This window comes from Massilia endophytica, assembly GCF_021165955.1.
In the GTDB taxonomy this organism is placed as follows: domain Bacteria; phylum Pseudomonadota; class Gammaproteobacteria; order Burkholderiales; family Burkholderiaceae_D; genus Rugamonas; species Rugamonas endophytica.
This window is the reverse complement of the sequence record NZ_CP088952.1, coordinates 1116230-1131677: the sequence shown is the minus strand read 5'-3', so window position 1 is coordinate 1131677 and position 15448 is coordinate 1116230. Positions and strand designations below refer to the sequence as shown.

The 15448-nt window shown below is 67.0% G+C and carries 18 protein-coding genes; 10 read left to right on the top strand and 8 right to left on the bottom strand.

Annotated elements, in window-relative coordinates; translation table 11 throughout:
• Window positions 1–5: 5 nt before the first annotated feature.
• From LSQ66_RS05275 to LSQ66_RS05260, 4 genes are all read right to left on the bottom strand, one after another.
• Complete coding sequence (locus tag LSQ66_RS05275; protein ID WP_231768747.1) at window positions 6–923, bottom strand: esterase/lipase family protein; 918 nt, start codon at window positions 921–923, stop codon at window positions 6–8.
• A 1-nt stretch (window position 924) separates the two neighbouring features.
• Complete coding sequence (locus LSQ66_RS05270; protein WP_231768746.1) at window positions 925–2553, bottom strand: GMC family oxidoreductase; 1629 nt, start codon at window positions 2551–2553, stop codon at window positions 925–927.
• Window positions 2553–3068 (bottom strand): twin-arginine translocation signal domain-containing protein, encoded by a 516-nt coding sequence (locus LSQ66_RS05265; RefSeq protein ID WP_231768745.1) that lies wholly within the window; start codon window positions 3066–3068, stop codon window positions 2553–2555. The genes LSQ66_RS05270 and LSQ66_RS05265 overlap by 1 nt, the downstream gene beginning before the upstream one ends.
• A 75-nt stretch (window positions 3069–3143) precedes the next feature.
• Window positions 3144–3908 carry an RNA methyltransferase gene (locus LSQ66_RS05260; RefSeq protein ID WP_231768744.1) on the bottom strand — a complete coding sequence of 255 codons (765 nt, stop codon included), beginning with the start codon at window positions 3906–3908 and terminating at the stop codon, window positions 3144–3146.
• 159 nt (window positions 3909–4067) lie between these two features.
• Between LSQ66_RS05260 and LSQ66_RS05255 the strand changes: the two genes are divergently transcribed.
• The 7 genes from LSQ66_RS05255 to LSQ66_RS05225 all read left to right on the top strand — a co-directional run bounded on the left by LSQ66_RS05255 (window position 4068) and on the right by LSQ66_RS05225 (window position 9957).
• Complete coding sequence (locus tag LSQ66_RS05255; protein WP_231770057.1) at window positions 4068–4850, top strand: inositol monophosphatase family protein; 783 nt, start codon at window positions 4068–4070, stop codon at window positions 4848–4850.
• Window positions 4851–5002: 152 nt separating this feature from the next.
• On the top strand, window positions 5003–6388 hold the full coding sequence (locus LSQ66_RS05250; protein ID WP_231768743.1) for a DEAD/DEAH box helicase: 1386 nt from the start codon (window positions 5003–5005) through the stop codon (window positions 6386–6388).
• Complete coding sequence (gene hyi / locus LSQ66_RS05245; RefSeq protein ID WP_231768742.1) at window positions 6389–7156, top strand: hydroxypyruvate isomerase; 768 nt, start codon at window positions 6389–6391, stop codon at window positions 7154–7156. It abuts the gene before it with no gap.
• Window positions 7157–7364: 208 nt separating this feature from the next.
• The gene (locus tag LSQ66_RS05240) at window positions 7365–8183 is read left to right on the top strand and encodes a hypothetical protein (RefSeq protein WP_231768741.1); all 819 of its coding nucleotides are present in this window, start codon (window positions 7365–7367) and stop codon (window positions 8181–8183) included.
• Window positions 8180–8605, top strand: coding sequence for a hypothetical protein (locus LSQ66_RS05235; RefSeq protein WP_231768740.1), 426 nt, complete (start codon window positions 8180–8182; stop codon window positions 8603–8605). Before LSQ66_RS05240 ends, LSQ66_RS05235 begins: the two co-directional genes overlap by 4 nt.
• Before the next feature lie 28 nt (window positions 8606–8633).
• Window positions 8634–9005, top strand: a complete 372-nt coding sequence (locus LSQ66_RS05230) for a TraR/DksA family transcriptional regulator (RefSeq protein WP_231768739.1) — start codon at window positions 8634–8636, stop codon at window positions 9003–9005.
• 46 nt (window positions 9006–9051) lie between these two features.
• Entirely contained in the window at window positions 9052–9957 is a 906-nt protein-coding gene (locus tag LSQ66_RS05225) for a universal stress protein (protein ID WP_231768738.1), read from the top strand.
• Here LSQ66_RS05225 and LSQ66_RS05220 read toward each other — a convergent pair.
• From LSQ66_RS05220 to LSQ66_RS05205, 4 genes are all read right to left on the bottom strand, one after another.
• Window positions 9954–10313, bottom strand: a complete 360-nt coding sequence (locus tag LSQ66_RS05220) for a hypothetical protein (RefSeq protein ID WP_231768737.1) — start codon at window positions 10311–10313, stop codon at window positions 9954–9956. The genes LSQ66_RS05225 and LSQ66_RS05220 overlap by 4 nt on opposite strands.
• Window positions 10314–10414: 101 nt before the next feature.
• Complete coding sequence (locus LSQ66_RS05215) at window positions 10415–10966, bottom strand: glycine zipper domain-containing protein (protein WP_231768736.1); 552 nt, start codon at window positions 10964–10966, stop codon at window positions 10415–10417.
• A gap of 92 nt (window positions 10967–11058) precedes the next feature.
• The gene (locus LSQ66_RS05210) at window positions 11059–11949 is read right to left on the bottom strand and encodes a M90 family metallopeptidase (RefSeq protein WP_231768735.1); all 891 of its coding nucleotides are present in this window, start codon (window positions 11947–11949) and stop codon (window positions 11059–11061) included.
• 93 nt (window positions 11950–12042) lie between these two features.
• Window positions 12043–12639, bottom strand: a complete 597-nt coding sequence (locus LSQ66_RS05205; protein WP_407659624.1) for a winged helix-turn-helix domain-containing protein — start codon at window positions 12637–12639, stop codon at window positions 12043–12045.
• A gap of 303 nt (window positions 12640–12942) precedes the next feature.
• Between LSQ66_RS05205 and LSQ66_RS05200 the strand changes: the two genes are divergently transcribed.
• The 3 genes from LSQ66_RS05200 (at window position 12943) to LSQ66_RS05190 (ending at window position 15447) form a co-directional block, all read left to right on the top strand.
• Window positions 12943–13209 (top strand): hypothetical protein, encoded by a 267-nt coding sequence (locus tag LSQ66_RS05200; protein WP_231768734.1) that lies wholly within the window; start codon window positions 12943–12945, stop codon window positions 13207–13209.
• Window positions 13210–13438: 229 nt separating this feature from the next.
• Window positions 13439–14476 carry an OmpA family protein gene (locus tag LSQ66_RS05195; protein WP_231768733.1) on the top strand — a complete coding sequence of 346 codons (1038 nt, stop codon included), beginning with the start codon at window positions 13439–13441 and terminating at the stop codon, window positions 14474–14476.
• Window positions 14477–14544: 68 nt separating this feature from the next.
• On the top strand, window positions 14545–15447 hold the full coding sequence (locus LSQ66_RS05190) for a YihY/virulence factor BrkB family protein (RefSeq protein WP_231768732.1): 903 nt from the start codon (window positions 14545–14547) through the stop codon (window positions 15445–15447).
• Window position 15448 lies beyond the last annotated feature (1 nt).

Below are 15448 nucleotides of genomic sequence, written 5' to 3'. Positions count from 1 at the left end.
CCGCTTCAGGACAGTCTAGCGGACGTTGTTGAATTCGTCAAAACCTCATCAAGAACGTGTAACAATGTCCTTTTATCACTACCCAGCGCGACGTGGCCGATACCGCCCACTTCGATGTTCTTCGCCCCCGGCAGAGCGCATGAATCCTGGGGGGCGATGATATTGTCGTGGTGCGACCAGATCGAGGTGATGCGGCTGCGCGTTTTTGTGTCATCCGCATTCAAACTTGCAAGCCAGTCGCCGCCGCGCCGCATCTGGCGCGCGTTCTCGCCCAGTCCCAAACTGGCCAGCGCCGTGCCGTGGTGCGGCGTGCCGAGCGTGACGAGCCGCGCGACATGGGCCCAGCCATACTTGCGCAGGTAGGCGCGCCCCACCAGCCCGCCCATGCTGTGCCCCACCAGCACCAGCTCGCGCTGGCCCGTGGCGGCGAGCAGGCGCTGCACGCCCTGCGCCACCTGTTCCACATAGCTGTCGATATCCGCCGTCATGGGTTCCAGGTCCACCGCATCGTGGCTGATGCGGCGCTGCCGCAGCAGCGCGCGTAGCGAATACCAGTAGCCGCCATTGCAGCCGTAGCCATGTATCAGCAGCACCGGCAGTCCGCGCGCCTCATCGGCGATGAAGATGCCGGGGCGGTACCACAGCATCGTCCAGGACGAAGCGCGCATGGAGGCAGCGAACTCGCCGAAGAAAAGGCGCAGGCTGCCGCGCCAGTCCAGGCCATGCTGCGCGGGCGTTTCGCTGCGGGCGCGCCAGCTCATATGGAAGTTGTTGGCGACGATGAGCATGCGCACCAGGGCCACCAGCAGCAAGGCGGCGAGCAGCGCATGCAGGGGTGCAAGCCAGGTCCGCAGCAGGTGCCACAGCAGCCATGCCGCCAGCACCTGCACCAGCATGATGGCGGCCAGCACCCGGCTTACCATTTCAGGCCTCCAGGCGTGGCGCGGGCCTGCCCGTAAGCTGCTGCGCGAGGCCGCTGGCCAGGCGCGCCGTGATGCCGTAGATCGAGAGCTGCGGATTGGCGCCGATGGAGGTGGGGAAGAGCGAACCGTCGTGCACGGACACATTGGCCAGGCCGCGGTAGCGCCCTGCCCCGTCCACCACGCCGCTGCGCTCATCGCCGGACATGGCGCAGCCGCCCATCACGTGGGCCGATGCGACGCGTGTCTGCATGGGCTTCATCGGCAGCGCGGCTATTGCCTCGCGCGCCTCCGCCCAGCTGGCATAGGCGCGCGCCTGTTCGTGCACCGGCGTCACCGTCAGCGCGCCCGCCGCGAACTGGATCTCGGCCATCGCCAGCAGCGCACGGCGCGCGCCGTCCCACAGCACGGGGCTCATCGTGTAATCCAGCTCGGCCGAACCATCGCCGCGCAGGTGCACGCGTCCGCCGCGCGAATCCTCGTGAAAGCCGTCGCGCAGCAGCGCCAGCGTGGCGTGGATATGGGGGAACTGCCGCATGGTCTCTGCGTGCACCTCGCCGAAACCGGCCATGGTGGTCGAGAACAGCACCGGGTGCAGCGGGGGCACTTCCAGCTTGAACCCCACGGGGCCATCGATGGCCTGGGTTTCGAGGAAATGGTCCGAATACACCGTTTGCGGGGCGCCCGCAAAGCCTTCCACTTTCTGGGCGAAGCGGCCCGCCGAGATCACCGTGGGATGCAGGAAGGTGCGGCGGCCCAGCAGGCTGTGGGGATCGGGCGCGCGGGAACGAAGCAGCAAGGCGGGCGAGTTGATCGCGCCCCCCGCCACCACGAAGTGGCGCGCCCGCACCACCACGTGCTGACCGGTGGGGACGATGCCATCCGGCCCAAGCGCCGTGCAAAGCAGGCTTTCGGCGCGGTCGCCCTGCCACACAAGGCGCTCGGCGCGCGCGTGCGTCAGCAGCGTGGCGCCGTGCTTCAACGCCGAGGGAATGGTGGTCACCAGCATGGACTGCTTGGCGTTGGTGGGACAGCCCATGCCGCAGTAGCCCAGGTTCCAGCAGCCGTTCACATTGCGGCGGATGGCGGCGGTGGGAATGCCCAGCTTATCGGCGCCCTGGCGCAGCAGGTCGTTGTTCGTGTTGGGAGGCGTGGGCCAGTCCGCGATGTGCAGGCGCCGCTCCATCATGGCGAACCAGGGCGCCAGCGCTTCCTGCGTGTAGTCCCGCAGGCCGAACTCGCGCTGCCAGAAGGCCAGCGTGGCGGGAGGCGTGCGGAAACTGGAGGTCCAGTTGACGGTGGTCGAACCGCCGACGGTGCGGCCCTGCAGGATGTTGATCGCCTTGTCGCGCGTCTTGCGGGCCGCCGATTCCTGGTAGAGCGCGGGGTAGGCATCCGCCTCGCGCATCTTGAAGTCGCGCGAGGACTTCAGTGCGCCCTCCTCCACGATCAGCACCTTCAGGCCCGCCAGCGCCAGGATCTCGGCGGTGACGCCGCCGCCCGCACCGCTGCCGATGATGGCCACATCCGCCTCGATGGTGCGCGCTCCTGTCAGCGTCGCCGCGTCGACGACCTGCCAGCCGGAGGCCAGGCCTGCGGCAATGGGATCGGGAATCCGGTTCTCCTGCGCCATTAGCTCAGCTCCTTCATGGGACCAGGATAGCCGATCGCCTGCCAGTGCGCAGGCTGGGCATACCAGCTGCCCGCGATCAGGTCGTGCAGGGCGTGATAGGCGCCCTGCAGCAGCGTGAGGCGATGCATGCGCCAGCCCTGCAGGAAATCCGCCACCTGCGCGGCGCTCGCTTCCTCCCAAGGGGGAATGCCCGCCAGCAGCCGGCGCGCAGGGGCCAGGGACAGCAGGTTGAACAGGTCTTGCACTTCCTTCTGGGCGGCGAGCGGCAGGCCGAGAATGGCCAGGCGCACCTGCTCAACCGCCTGGGCGATGCTGGCCGTGCGCTCGGCCGCTGCCTGCGGCAAGGCGGAACCCAGCATGGCCGGAATGACGGCGGCCAGCATGCTGCGCCCGGAGTCATCCAGGACAAAGCGCTGCGGCGCCGGCTGGAATTGGCGGTAGATCAGGCCGCCTGCGGCGAGCATGGCGGCGCCCGCCAGGCCGATCTTCAGAAAAGACCTGCGCGATGAAATCATTGTCTCCCATCCCTCTTGTTTTTGTGGGGAAGCCCAGTGTACGTGAAGCCGTCCAGTCTGGTTAGAGGACGGAATCTAGTCCCTGGGCGGGCAGCGGGCGAGGATCTGGCGGGCGATGCCGCGCAGGATATTGACCTCCTCCGTTTCCAGCTGGGTGCGCGCGAACAGGCGCTTCAGGCGCGGCATGAGCTTGCGCGGATTGTCCGCGTCGAGGAAGCCGACTGCCACCAGGGCCTGCTCCAAGTGGGCATACATGCCGTCGATCTGCGCCACGCTGGCCGCCTCGCCGTGGAAGCCGACTTGGGAGGCGGCGCGCTGGCCGTCCAGCGCCGCCATGCGGCACTCGTAGACCAGGAGCTGGGCCGCCTGCGCCAGGTTCAGGGAGGAGTAGTCCGGATTGGCGGGAATATTCACCAGCACATTGCAGCGCTCCACGATCTCGTTCGGCAGGCCGAAGCGCTCGTTGCCGAAGATGAGAGCCGTGTGCAGCTCGGGCGAAGCAGCCACCTGCCCGGCCAGGGCGCGCGGCGTGAGCACGGGCGGCGAAAACTCGCGCAGGCGGGCCGACACGGCGGCGGCGAAATTGATGCCTTCGAGGGCCGCGCCGATATCGTCCACGATGCGGGCATTGGCCAGGATGTCCTGGGCGCCGCTGGCAAAGGCCACGGCCTCCTCGTGTTCCAGGGCGCCTTCGAAGCGCGGCGCCACCAGCACCAGCTCCCCGAAACCCATGGTTTTCATGGCGCGCGCCACCGAGCCGATATTGCCCGGGCGGCTGGTTTCCACCAGCACCACGCGCAGCCTGCTGAAAAGAGTCGGTGTGCTTTCGGCCTGCTTCATTTAAAATAGAGGATTATTGCGTTGTCGATAGGGCCGAATTCTACCTTGTCGCCGCCGCGCCGCTCTTTAATTCATTCTTGTTCACAGACCATGCCTGCCCCTGGCGCCCCTGCGCCGCGCCGGCCGGATGTCTATTTTTCGGAAGCTACCATGCACCCAATGCTCAATACGGCGGTGAAGGCCGCCCGCCGCGGCGCCGCCGTCATCAACCGCGCCTCCTTCGACCTCGACCGGGTCACTGTTACTGAAAAGCAACAATGTGACTTCGTGACCGACGTGGACCAGGCGGCGGAGCAGGCCATTGTGGAAGTGCTGCAGAAGGCCTACCCCGACCATGGCTTCATTACCGAAGAAGGCGGCGTGATCGGCACTGTGAACGACGAGAGTGAATTCGTGTGGATCATCGATCCGCTGGACGGCACCACCAACTTCATGCACGGCTTCCCCCAGTACGCCATCTCGATCGCGCTGCAGCAGCGCGGCGTGGTGACCCAGGCCCTGGTCTACGACCCGGTGCGCAACGACCTGTTCACCGCCACCAAGGGCGCGGGCGCCTACCTGAACGAGAAGCGCATCCGCGTGAACAAGCTGGACCGCGTCTCGGGCGCCCTGCTGGGCACGGGCTACCGCAACGGCAACCAGGCGGCGCTGGACGAATACCTGAAGATGTACGGCATCATGGCCGCGCGCAGCCACGGCGTGCGCCGCGCGGGCGCCGCCTCCCTGGACCTGGCCTATGTGGCCTGCGGCCGCCTGGACGGCTTCTATGAAAAGAACCTGCAGCCCTGGGACATCGCCGCGGGCGCCCTGCTGGTGACGGAAGCGGGCGGCATCGCCGGCGAGTTCAACGGCGAAGCGAACTACATGAAGACAGGCCACATCATCGCGGCCGGCCCTAAGGTCTTCGGCCAGATGGTGGGCCTGCTGGCGGAATTCGCCTGATTACGTTTCTTTTAAGTACTTTGTTACAAAAAAGGGGGCGCCAAGCCTCCTTTTTTATTGCCCTAGCGAAATAAATTCTCACAATCACTGTTATACTCCGCAATGCGCTGGCCCGGCCCGCGCACTCCTCGTATCCCCTTTAAGAGTAGCTCATGTCATTTTCCCAACTTGGTCTGTCGGACGCAATCGTTCGCGCCGTTACCGAAACCGGCTATGCGGCCCCCACGCCGATCCAGTCGCAGGCGATCCCTGCGGTGCTGAACGGCGGCGACCTGCTGGCAGGCGCCCAGACGGGCACCGGCAAGACCGCGGGCTTCACGCTGCCCGTGCTGCACCGCCTGTCCACCGATACGGTGGGCAAGCAGCTGGCCAACAACACTTCGCCGCGCGCCATCCGCGCCCTGATCCTGACGCCGACCCGCGAACTGGCGGCCCAGGTGGAGGAAAGCGTGAAGGTCTACGGCAAGTACACGCGCCTGAATTCGGCCGTGATCTTCGGCGGCGTCAGCATCAATCCCCAGATCAAGCAGCTGCGCCACGGCGTGGACATCCTGGTGGCGACGCCGGGCCGCCTGCTGGACCACATGGCCCAGGGCACGGTGAACCTCGACAAGATCGAGATCCTGATCCTGGACGAGGCGGACCGCATGCTGGACATGGGCTTCATCCGCGACATCCGCAAGGTGCTGGCCGCCCTGCCGTCCAAGCGCCAGAACCTGCTGTTCTCGGCCACCTTCTCGGACGAGATCAAGGCCCTGGCCGACGGCCTGCTGGACAAGCCCGCCACCATTGAAGTGGCGCGCCGCAATTCGACGGTGGAGATCATCGCCCAGAAGATCCACCCGGTGGACCGCGACAAGAAGCACCCCATGCTGTCGCACCTGATCCGCACGCACAAATGGACCCAGGTGCTGGTGTTCACGCGCACCAAGCACGGCGCCAACAAGCTGGTGGAACAGCTGGGCAAGGACGGCATCGGCGCCATGGCCATCCACGGCAACAAGAGCCAGTCGGCGCGCACCCGCGCCCTGGGCGAATTCAAGGACGGCACCCTGCAGGTGCTGGTGGCCACCGACATCGCCGCGCGCGGCATCGACATCGACCAGCTGCCGCACGTGGTGAACTACGACCTGCCGAACGTGCCGGAAGACTATGTGCACCGCATCGGCCGCACGGGCCGCGCTGGCGCCACGGGCGAGGCGGTGTCCCTGGTCTGCGTGGACGAGCACGACATGCTGAAGGACATCGAAAAGCTGATCAAGCAATCGCTTCCGCGCGAAGTCATTCCCGGCTTCGAGCCCGACCCCACGGCCAAGGCCCAGCCCATCCAGCTGCGCAGCGGCACCGGCCACCACCGCAACCCGCGTCCGGGCGGCAATGGCGGCGGGCGCGGCAAGCCCAGTGGCGGCGGCCAGAGCAAGCCGCGCGCAGCGTCGGCCGGCAGCGGCAGCGGCAATCCCCCGCGCCCCGGCGCCCCGCGCAACGGCCCCCGTCCGGGCGGCCAGCCGCGCAACAGCAGCGGCGGGCGTAGCCGTTAAATGAAACTGGCCGCCAACCTGTCGATGCTGTTCACGGAACTCCCGTTCCTGGACCGCTTCGGCGCGGCAAAGGCGGCTGGCTTCGACGCCGTCGAATTCCTCTTCCCCTACGCCTTCCCGCCCGAAGACATCGCCATGCGCCTGGCCGAACACGGCCAGGGCCTGGTGCTGCACAACCTGCCGCCGGGCGACTGGGAGGCGGGCGAGCGCGGCATGGCCTGCGACCCGCGCCGCGTAGACGAATTCCGGGCCGGCGTGGCGCTCGGCCTGCGCTACGCCGTGGCGCTGGGCGTGCCCCAGGTCCATTGCATGGCGGGGCTGCGCCCGGCGGACGTGGCTCCCGAGCAGGCGCACAGCACCTATATCGCCAACCTGCGCCATGCAGCCGACCAGTTCGCGGCGCACGGCATCGGCGTGCTGATCGAGCCCATCAACCACTTCGACATGCCGGGCTACTTCCTGACGGGCAGCCGGCAGGCGCTCGGCATCCTGGCCGCATGCGCGCGGCCCAATCTCGGCCTGCAATACGACATCTACCACATGCAGCGCATGGAAGGCGAGCTGGCCAACACGATCAAGGCCAACCTCGCGCAGATCCGCCACATCCAGATCGCCGACACGCCCGGCCGCCACGAACCGGGCACGGGCGAAATCAACTACCCCTACCTCTTCCGCCTCCTGGACCAGCTCGGCTACGACGGCTGGATCGGCTGCGAATACCGCCCCCAGACCACCACCGCCGCCAGCCTCGGCTGGCTCCCCCGCTGAGCCCGTGTCCAATTCTGGTGCCAGGGAAGAAAAGTGGACACGAGCTCAGCGCTAAGGGCGCAAAAGAAGAGCTCGTGTCCAAGAATCTTCCCTGGCACCAGAGTTGGACACGAACCGAGCAGTCAGCAGCGGGGTTGCGGTGGCGCAAGGGGCGGGGGCTGGCTCGGGGGCAAGATGGGTGCTCCGCTTCATCAGCAAAGGATGATCCATGCGCGCCCTTTTCTGCCTTCTTCTGCTCGCCGCCCTGAGCGGCTGCGCCAGCGATTCCCGGATGCGCGAGGTCCGCGATTTCGCCAGCGAGGCGCCCAAGCTGGCGGGATTCGCTGACCTGAGCCAGCGCTTCCGCGATACCTTCCAGCGTGAACAGCCTTATCTCACCGCCGCCAACGTGCGCACCGAAGTGCTCGCCGACGATGCCCGCCGCGCGGCTTACCCCGATCTCGTCGCCCTGCATCAGTCCGTGGTGCTGTACATGCGCGCACTGGGCGCCCTCGCGGGCGGCGACCAGTTCGATGCGGGCAAGCAGATCAAGGGCCTCGCTTCCGGCATCAAGGCTTGGCCGGATACCGGCCTGACCGACCGCCATGTGAACGCCTATGCGGGCCTGGCGCGCGTGCTCTCGCGCATGATCACCCAGCCCATGCAGCACGAGGCCGTCCATGCCATGCTGCGCGATGGCTACACGCCGCTCCAGGAGTCGCTCGATGCCATGGCGACGCTCCTGCGCACCTTTGACAAGCATCATGACAACGAGGCCGCTATCGTGCTCGGGATGCTGGAGGTGGAGATTCCGTTCGCCAGCAAGCCCACCGACCGCCTGCTCGCCATCCTCGCCAAGTCGCATCGGCAGGAAAAAGCCAAGGAGTACCAGCTGCTCGGACTGCGCCACACGCTGGCCTTGCAGCACGTGGAGGAGATACGCAAGCAGCATGAGGCCCTCGTGCTGCAGCTCGCGGTGCCCGCGGGCCGTGCGCTGGCCGCCGCGCCGGCCCTCCCCGCCCCGACCGTCCAAGGAGGCCAGCCATGAGCCAGACTGCGAAAACGCCAACCGATATTGCGCTACTGGCCGACAGCCTGACTGCCAGCGCCAACGAGCTGCATGCCCGGGTGCTGCGCGCGATCAACAAGAACAGCGCCACGCACGAGGAGGCGCAGGCGCTGTTCGACAAGGAAGTGGCGCTGCGCCTGCAGGCCAACACGCTGTACACCAACGCAGTGGCCTTGTCGGCGCGCGAGCTGGCAGTGCCGCGCCAGCACCTGCTGGACCTGGCGGCGCAGGCGCGCGAAACCATCCGCAAGATCGAGCGCATGAAGACCATCGCCGATATCGCGGGAGACCTGCTTTCTCTGGCCGCAGCCGTGGCCTCGGCGCGGCCCGAGGACCTGGCGCCCGCCGCCGAGAGCCTGAAGGCGAACCTCGCCGCACTGAAGGATTCGCCGCAAGCGTAGCGCGGGCCGCAGGCATACAATCGGGGACATGGACGCCCTGCACCCCGACCAGATTGCCCAGTTGCGCGAACTGCTGAGCCAGCGCCTGCACGAGCTGCAGGTGCAGCCCGGCGCGCGCCCGCTCAGCGAATTCAAACGCCTGCCCGTGGTCGAGGAGATCGAGACCTCGCCCGCCGACAGCGCCAGCAACCGCACCATGAACCAGCTGGCCGCCGAGGCCGACGAGCTGCGCCTGGTGCAGCAGCGCGCCCTGCGCAGCGCCCTGGCCCGCATCGACAGCGGCGACTACGGCTACTGCGAGCAGTGCGGCAATCCCATCGGCTTTTCCCGCCTGAGCGCCCGGCCCGAGGCGCGCTTCTGCATCACCTGCCAGACCCGCCTGGAACAGGGCAAGCGCTGATCGTTCCGTGCGCGGCAGCCCTGCGCTGCCGTCCTATAATCGCTCCATGGCCTACAAGACGATCCTGGTGCACGTGGACGAGTCCCCGCACGCGCGGGCGCGCATCCTGCTGGCCGGCGAACTGGCGCTGCAGGACGGCGCCCATGTCATCGGCGCCGCCGCCACCGGCGTGTCGCGCTTCCTTTACCAGAACGAGATAGTGGACGAACAGGACCCCAACCTGGCGCGCCACCTCGATGTGCTGCGCGAGCGCGCCAACCGCGCCCTGGCCGATTTCCGCCCCCAGCTCCACGCCATCGGCGTGCATGATGTCGAGGAGCGCATCCTGGACGACGAGGCGGGCGCGGGCCTGAGCCTGCTGGCCCGGCACGCCGACCTGGTGCTGGTGTCGCAGCCGGACATCCGCCAGCGCGGCAGCGCGGGCGACTTTCCCGCCGAAGTACTGACGGAGGCCGGATGCGCCGTGCTCGTGGTGCCGAATGCGGCGCGCACGGACGGCGCCATCTCCGTGAACAGCAGCGGCGTGGCCACGCCCGGCGCTCCCTTGCCGGGGCGCGAGGTGCTGATCGCCTGGAACGCCAGCAAGCAGGCGGCGCGCGCGGTGCGCGAAGCCCTGCCCCTGCTGCGGCGCGCCGAACGGGTGACGGTGGCCATCTTCGACGCGGACCTGCATCCCGCCGCCTTCGGCGAGGAGCCGGGCGCGGATCTCCTGGCCTGGCTGGCGCGCCAGGGCGTGCAGGCGACGGTGGCGCTGCGCCAGACGGCGCGCCAGGGCCTGCTGAAACGGCCTGGCGATGTGGGCGAGGCCCTGCTTGGCCTGGCGGAAGAATTGGGCTGCGACCTGATGGTGCTTGGCGCTTACGGCCACTCGCGGGTGCGCGAGACCCTGCTGGGGGGCGTGACGCGCCGGGTGCTCGAATCGATGGGGCTTCCGCTGCTGATGGCGCACTAGGCGCCGGAGTGCCAGTCCTGGTCGCGTATCTTCGCCACCTGGCGCTGGGCCAGCAGCTTCCACAGCCTGAGCGCATGCTGGCGGTCGGCGGACATGAGCCGTGGCTGCGCCAGCGCAATCTCGCAGTCCCGATCCGACCATTCCTCGTAACGGATGGCGCCGTTGCCTGCCACTTCCATCTGGTACATCAGGCCGTCGTCGTAGCCGAAGCGCAGCACGGCCGAACCGGGCCCGCCTTCGGGACTGTGCGCCTTGCCTTCATACACATCGGCGAGCGCCGCGGCCAGCTGGGCCTCGGTCGGCGCCGCCACTTCGCGCCCGTCCGGGCGGGTGAGGACTAGCCATGCCTGTGTCATGAACGCTCTCCCTGTCAAAGAAGCGTGTGTGCATCCCTGTGCCGATCATGCGCCAAAATCGGCATGCGCGCCAGCAATTATTGGCCCTTTACAACAGCCAATCAGTGCACCAGGTCCGGCAGGGACAGGGGATTGAAGTCGGTCCAGTCGCCGTTGACGATGCTGCCTTCGGCCCGCTCGATGTGATTGGCGCCCAGGTCGCGCAGCAGCTGCACGGCGCGCGTTTCGTCCCCGTCGGGCAAGGCGACGGCAATCATCATGCCCGGCTTGCGCGGCTCCACCTGGTTTTCGCCGCCTTTTTCCGGCTCGCCACGCTCCTTCATATGGGAGAAGCTGTAGAGGGAGCCCACATGGGCGCCCACCAGGCCGCCGACCACGGGGCCCACGGGGCCGGTCAGCGGCACCGTGGCCGCTCCCAGCGCCGCCCCGATGGCGCCGCCCGTGGCCGCGCCCTTGGCCAGCCCTTCCGGAGAGTCCTTGGCGCCGGGCGACTTGTCGCGGTCGCCGCCCAGCTCATGCGTGGCATGCTGGCCCGGCTGGTTGAGATAGAAGGAACTGATCTGTTCGGCCGGGTAGCCCGCGTCCAGGAAAGCCTGGCGCGCGGCCTCCGTCTGGTCCTGCAGCTGGAAATGGCCGGCAATAATTCTTGTCATGATGTTCTCCCGCATATTGGCACGTCCCCAGCTTGCCGTGCCGGCCACCGCGCTTCCGTACGCTGACGCACACAGCTTGCCGCTCAGCTTGCCTACCAGCTGGCCCAGGCGATGTTGCGGTTGCCGGGAATGACGGGCATTTCCAGCTCGGGCGGCGGCGCGGGCCGGTCCTGCCATGCGCGTGGATCGACCCTGTAGTACTTGAGCAGTTCGCCGAAGAGCTGCGCATGGCGCTCGGCCATCTGCCAGGGCTTTTCGAAGAAGGTCTCCGTGGCCACGGCGAAGAACTCGGCGGGACTGGTGGCGCCGTAATGGTCGAGCACGCTGTCCTGGCGGCCGTACCAGGCGTCGTGGCGCAGGTTGGCAAAGTCGCGCGACAGCACCTCGGACCAGCTGCGGTAGCTCTCCTGGCTGCCCAGGTAAGGCGCGCCATTGGTGCTGCCCGATTCGCTGTCCAGCTGGTGCGCGAACTCGTGCAGTACCACGTTCTGGCCGTCCGTCCAGTCGCCCGCGCCGCGCCGCACGTCGTCCCAGGACAGGACCACGCGGCCGTCGCCCCAGGATTCGCCCAGCATGTGCTGGTGCCCGTCCGTCACCACGCCGCCGGGACCGATCTCCTTGCGCGGCGCGGCAAAGGCGCCGGGGTACAGCAGGATGGTATGCAGGGCCGGAAAGACCCTGCTGGGACGGTTCAGCAGCAGCAGGCAGGCCTGGGCGGCAATGGTCACCCGCATTTCCTCCGTCACTTCGAGGCCTGCGCAGCCGACAAACTTCTTCTGGTGCAGGAATTGGACCACCATCTTCTGCAGCTGGGCCTGCAGCTCAGGCGCCATGCGCCCATAGACCGCAACGCGGCGGCGCAGGATGTTCAGTGCGGACGGGGACAGCGGCCGCGCCAGGGCGCGGCGCAGCGACCAGCGGGGATAGGCGAAAGGCGCGGCTATCGCCAGCGCCAGGAGGGTAAGCCAGAGCAAAGCTTCCATGGGAATGCCGTCCATAACAGATCAGTTCTGCCACAGATGGGGTGGCTTGCCGGCATTTCAACATGCCGGCAAGGGAAGCTTAGCACTGCTGCTTCAGGATTGGGCTTTTTGCAGGGATGCCGGGGCGCCGAACAGGGCGGCCACCAGGGGATCGCGCGTCACGGGGCCGCGGTTCACACGGATGGCGTAATGCGTATCGTCGGCCAGGATATGGAAGTGGCGGCCCGCGCCGGCCATGCTCTGCTCGCGCAGGCTGGGGCGCTCCTTGCGGGGCGGCGCGCCTTCGCGCTTGGGCTGGGCGATGGCGGCCAGGAAGGCCTGCACGCGTTCCGCATCCGGGGTAAGGCGGTAGACGGCCTTGCCCAGATAGGTGGCAGTGCCCTCGATATAGCGCGCCAGCTCGATGACGCCCGCCTCGCGCAGGTCGCGGATATATTTGCGGGCGCCCGAGGGCGAGAATTTCAGGAACCAGGCGATCTCGTCGGCCAGCATCTCGTGGTTCTGCAGCTCGCCGATCAGTTTCTGCATGTTTTCGATGCGGCGCAGCGTCGCGGAGGTCGAGCGTACGCGCTCGATCGATGCCAGGGACAATGCCTTGCGCTCGGTTCCCGGGCCCGGACGCTCGACCAGTGCCAGGCGCGGCTTCGACGCGGACACGGCAGCCTCGCGGCCTTCGTTCTGGGTGCCCATCATTTCGCTGCTTGGCAGGTCGTGAGAATTGATTGCGTGCATGTGAAACTCCTTAATAACGATGTCCAGAAAGGGCGGCTGCCGGGAAGCCGCCGGTAATCGCTTGAATCTATGGCCACAGATTGCGCTCCGGAGCCGGGAAAGTCTGTGCGGCAACGAACATAAATCACGCAATTAATTGCCGGTCAGACATGAAGGCCTGGAAAGCCGCTGAAGTGTGCGTTCTCGTACAGAGCGGCATCGGCACGCCTGTTTAAGCTGTAACCCGGTTCATCGAGAGACCTTTACGAAAGGACGAACACCATGAAATCTTCCATCCTGCTGGCAGCGGTCGCCGCCCTGAGCCTGGCCGCCTGCGAAAAAACCGTCACCAACAACCCGCCGCCGGAAACCCCGGCAGCCGTGGCCGTGCCCGGACCGCAAGGCCCGGCCGGCGCTCCCGGCCCACAGGGCGAGCCGGGCAAGCCTGGCGATACCGTGATCGTGGCGCCAAGCGCCGAGACCCCGCCGGCCAACAACGCCACCACGCCGCCGCCGGCAGACGCCGCCGCGACCACCCCGGCCCGCTAAGCGCGCCGTCCCCGCCAGAATCGCGCCCCTCCCTCGCGGAGCGGCGCGATTCTTTTCTTTGACTGCGGCAGCGAAGCGCAGTTCCTGTATGAAAAGCGCAACATGTTTGATTTAACGCAAGCTATTTGTGCGCTAGCGCACGGAGTGCGCGAACGGCGCCCCCCTACACTGCGTCCAACAGCTATCTCACGAATCGCTGGATTACTTTTTCAACGCATCAGGAGCATCGATGAATAAAAATATTGCTACTGCCGCAGCCCTGCTGTGTGCTTCCTTCGCCGCGTCCGCGCAAGACGCCGCGATCAACCCGAACTGGTATATCCAGCCCAGTTTCAGCGTCATGAAGCCGGACAGCGACTGGGTCACCGACCGCACCGGCCATGGCGGCGGCCTCAAGTTCGGCCGCACCGTGCATCCGGACTGGGACGTGCAGGTGGGCTACACCTACGCCCGCTCGAAAGAAAACGGCACCCGCTACGAGCAGCAGACCGTGGGCCTGGACGCCCTCTATATGTTCTCGCGCAAGACCTTCCGCCCCTTCATCCTGGTCGGCCTGGGCGCCGAGCGCGACAAGGCCAACCCCTTCCAGAGCTTCAGCCAGCCGCGCCGCACCTCGCCGTTCCTGAGCGCCGGCCTGGGCTTCCAGTCCTCGATCAACGACCGCTGGTCCTTCCAGGCGGACGTGCGCAATGTGCACGGCTTCCTGCGCGGCGACACCTTCCCGCACTCCAGCGCGAACAATGTCTACCTGAACCTGGGCTTCAACTACCTGCTGGGCGCCGCCCCGGCGCCGGCGCCGGTCGCGCCGCCGCCGGTCGCGGCCGAACCGCCGCCGCCACCGCCGCCAGTGGCTCCGCCGCCACCGCCGCCACCGCCGCCAGCACGCTTCGAGAAGGTGACCATGTCGGCCACCGAGCTGTTCGAGTTCGACAGCGCCAAGCTGAACCCGAACCAGCCGAAGCTGGATGACATCGCCCGCCTGCTGAACGAGAACCCCAGCCTGAGCGGCATCGTCATCACCGGCCACGCGGACCGCATCGGCTCCAAGAGCTACAACCAGAAGCTCTCGCTGCGCCGCGCGGACTCGGTCAAGGCCTACCTGGTGGGCAAGGGCATTGCCGCCGACCGCCTGACGACCCAGGGCAAGGGCGAGGACGAACCTGTTGTTCAGTGCAACAACAAGAAGCGTTCGGACCTGATCAAGTGCCTGGAGCCGAACCGCCGCGTCGAAGTGGAGCAGATCACCGTCGAACGCCGCGTGCAGTAAGGCGCCTGCCGGCGGGAACAAAAAGGGGCGTAGGCCCCTTTTTGTTTTGTTCACTTTCGGAGAAACCCATGAGCTGGAGAAAACTTCCCCACCTCGCCAAGAAGCTGCCCGGCGTAGGCTATTGCGCCATCACGGAGTGGTTCGAGCACAGCGACGCCAGCAAGGGCGCCGCCCTCGCCTTCTATACCCTGTTCTCGATCGCGCCCATCCTGGTGCTGGTGATCGCCATCGCGGGCTTCTTCTACGGCAAGGAAGCCGCCCAGGGCGAGCTGTTCCTGCAGCTGCGCGGCCTGGTCGGCGCCCAGGGCGCGGAGGCGATCCAGCTGATCCTGGCGGGCGCCCACAACGAGGAACAGGGCCGCATCGCCACCATCGTGGCCGGGGCCCTGCTGCTCTTCGGCGCCACCAGCGCCTTTGCCGAACTCAAGTCCAGCCTTGACACCATCTGGGAGATTCCGCCCCTGACCACGGGCACGGTATGGGACACGGTGCGCACCCGCCTGCTCTCCTTCGGCATGATTCTCGTGCTGGGTTTCCTTCTGCTGGTGTCGCTGGTCATCAGCGCCGCCCTCGCCGTGCTGGAGAAGATCTGGAACGGCTACTGGCAGAACACGGCCATGCTGCTCACCTTCGTCAACTACATGATCAGCTTCTGCGTGATCGCCGCCATGTTCGCCGTCATCTACAAGATGCTGCCGCGGATCAAGCTGTCCTGGCGCGACGTCGTCATCGGCGCCCTGGGGACGGCCTTCCTGTTCACGCTGGGGAAATACGCCATCGGCCTCTACATCGGCAACAGCGGCGTGGCCAACAGCTTCGGCGCGGCCGGTTCCATGATCGCCCTGCTGCTCTGGGTGTATTACTCGGCGCAGATCTTCTTCCTGGGCGCCGAGTTCGCCCGCCAGTACGCGCTGCAGCTGGGCAGCCTGCGGCACCATCCGCGCGACGAACAGGGGCGGCTGAAGGTCTGAG